This window comes from Mesorhizobium sp. M7D.F.Ca.US.004.03.1.1 (genome assembly GCF_003998635.1).
GTDB classification, from domain to species: domain Bacteria; phylum Pseudomonadota; class Alphaproteobacteria; order Rhizobiales; family Rhizobiaceae; genus Mesorhizobium; species Mesorhizobium loti.
This window is the reverse complement of the sequence record NZ_RZQG01000806.1, coordinates 1-2,729: the sequence shown is the minus strand read 5'-3', so window position 1 is coordinate 2,729 and position 2,729 is coordinate 1. Positions and strand designations below refer to the sequence as shown.

Sequence of the window (2,729 nt, the reverse complement as noted above, 5' to 3'; positions counted from 1 at the left end):
GAGTTTCGGGTCAGCAGGAAATCGATGCTCGGCGACGCCATGGGCGCAAGTCTCCTAGACATTCTGTTTTGAGCTGAAGCGCACCATCGGGAATTCGGGCGGCTCGGGCATTGGCGCGGGATACGCCGGACGGAAGAGTCCTATCGATCGGACTCTTAAGCCTTGAAATTGCCACCGCCATGGGCTTCAACGCAAGGCATGTTTGAGGGGACTGTCCGTCTTTTCCTGATCTGGCTCGGCGCCCTGCTGTTGATGGCGCCGGTTTCGTTCGCCATAGCGCAGAACGTCGACGGTGTCAGTGACCTGAAGCTTCCGGGAATTTCAAGCTATGCGACGCCGAAAGGCGAGACATCGCTGGCGTTGAGCGGCGGCGGCGCCATCACACTGTCCGCCCAGTTGACCGACAAGGGTTCCGACATCACGCGCGGCATCGTCTGGCGGGTCTTCAAGCCCGAAGCCGTCAACGGCAAATTGCCGATGGTCGCTTCCTCCCATGGCGGCACCGCCGTCTTCCAGCTCGAACCCGGCAGCTATCTGGTTCATGCCTCCTACGGCCGGGCCGGCGCCACCAAGCGCATCACTGTCGGCAAGGATGCCAAGCGCGAAAGCCTCGTGCTCGATGCCGGCGGCCTCAAGCTCGACGCCGTGCTGTCCGGCGGCGTGCGCATTCCACCGAAGAACCTGCGCTTTTCGATCTACGAGGGCACCGCCGAGGCCAATGGCGACCGCGCGCTGATCATTCCCGACGTCGAGCCCAACAGTGTCGTGCGGCTCAACGCCGGCATCTACCATGTCGTCTCGACCTATGGCGCGGTCAATGCGGTCATCCGCTCCGACATCCGCGTCGAGGCCGGCAAGCTGACCGAAGCCACCGTCGAGCACCATGCCGCCGAGATCACGATGAAGCTGGTGCGCGAAACCGGTGGCGAGGCGATCGCCGATACCTCCTGGTCGCTGCTCAACGAATCCGGCGATCCAATCAAGGAAACCGTCGGCGCCTTCGCCTCGATGGTGCTGGCCGAGGGCGACTACACCATCATCGCCAAGAACCGCGACCGCATCTATCAGAAGGATTTTACCGTCGTGGCCGGGCAGAACCAGGAGATCGAGGTTCTGGCCACCGAGGCTGCGGCGATGGATCCTGAAGAAGGCGCGGACTAACCGCTTCTGACTTCAGGCCGCCAGCTTGGTCCGCGCCGGCAGGAACGGAATGCGCCGGCGCGCCACGACTGGCGCCAGGTCGAACACGCCGCGATAAAGCCGGTCGAGCAACGCCTTGCGGTCGCGCAACGGCTCCAGTTCGCTCCAGTTCAGCACATCGCCGACGCGCACGTCGATCGCCTTGCCGGACAGCCGCGCGAATTCATGGATGAGCAGCGACGTGCGCAAGGTCAGCGAGGCCTTGCCGACGAATTTCGCCACCCGGCCGTCGCGCTCGGCCATGTTCATCGGCCCGCTGACCAGATGGAACAGCCTGCCGTTCTGCCCGGAAAAATGCATCGGAATGACCGACGCCTTGGCGTCCTGGACGAGACGGGCCGGAAACATCTTCCACGGCAGGTCGCGCGCCCGGCCAAAGCCCTTCGGCGCGGTGGCGACACCGCCGGCCGGAAACACCACGATGGTGACGCCCTCTTTCAGCAACCGCACCGCTTCATGGCGCACGGCCATGTTGTTCTTGAGCGCGTCCTTGGTCTCGGAGAAGTCGATCGGCAGCGAGTAAGGCTCCATCTCGCGGATCTTGAGCAGATCCTTGTGGATCATCACCCGGAACGGTCGTCCGAGCTGCTCGGCCAGCGACAGCACGGCAATGCCGTCACCGATGCCGAACGGATGATTGGCGACGATCACCAGCGGCGTATCCGGCAATTGTGCGGGCGGCCATTGATCTGATGTCCGCACCCGGACGTCGATCAGGTCGAGCATGCGGCTGAACACGCGTTCACCGGTCGGCACGACCTGGCGGCGCCAGAAATCATAGAGCGCGGTGTAGCGGTCGCGGCCCGACAGGCCCTCGACCGAATGAATGAACCAGCGCGTCAGCGCCGGCTGGCGCGGATTGGCATAGGAAAGCTCGGGAAAGGGTCGTTCGCGAAATTTCAGCTTGAGCATAGGGGCTCGTTACAAGGTCGGCGTGACAGGGATATGAAAATGGCGGTGGATCGCTCCACCGCCATGTCGTCGGAACTGTGCCGATTACGCAGCGCGTTTGCGGCGGCGATCAGGTGTCATGGCCTCTTCGGTCAACTGCGCGATCGCCTGGTCGAGGCCAAGCGATTCCTGGTCGCGTGAGCCCAGCCGGCGCATGTTGACCGTCTGCTCTTCCGCCTCACGCTTGCCGCAGACGAGGATGACCGGAACCTTGGCCAGGCTGTGCTCGCGGACCTTGTAGTTGATCTTCTCGTTGCGCAGATCCGCTTCCGCCAACAGCCCGGCGGCCTTCAGCCTTGCCACCACCTCGGTCGCATAGCCGTCGGCGTCCGACGTGATCGTCGCCACCACCACCTGCAGCGGCGCGAACCACAGCGGGAAATGGCCGGAATAGTGTTCGATCAGGATGCCGAGGAAGCGCTCCATCGAACCGCAGATGGCGCGGTGCACCATGACCGGCTGCTTCTTCTCGGAATCCGAGCCGATATAGAAGGCGCCAAACCGTTCCGGCAGGTTGAAGTCGACCTGCGTCGTGCCGCACTGCCATTCGCGACCGATGGCATCCTTCAGCACATACT

The 2,729-nt window shown here is 63.4% G+C and carries 3 protein-coding genes; 1 reads left to right on the top strand and 2 read right to left on the bottom strand.

Features of this window, described 5'->3' with window-relative positions; translation table 11 throughout:
• Window positions 1-198 precede the first annotated feature (198 nt).
• Window positions 199-1,161 carry a hypothetical protein gene (locus EN935_RS30135; protein WP_109671525.1) on the top strand — a complete coding sequence of 321 codons (963 nt, stop codon included), beginning with the start codon at window positions 199-201 and terminating at the stop codon, window positions 1,159-1,161.
• Window positions 1,162-1,173: 12 nt separating this feature from the next.
• Here the strand turns inward: EN935_RS30135 and EN935_RS30130 are convergent, their stop codons facing one another.
• Window positions 1,174-2,112, bottom strand: coding sequence for a GNAT family N-acetyltransferase (locus tag EN935_RS30130; RefSeq protein ID WP_109671526.1), 939 nt, complete (start codon window positions 2,110-2,112; stop codon window positions 1,174-1,176).
• 84 nt (window positions 2,113-2,196) lie between these two features.
• Window positions 2,197-2,729, bottom strand: a 533-nt coding sequence (locus EN935_RS30125; RefSeq protein WP_245489087.1) for a threonine--tRNA ligase, incomplete at its 5' end; no start/stop codon positions are given.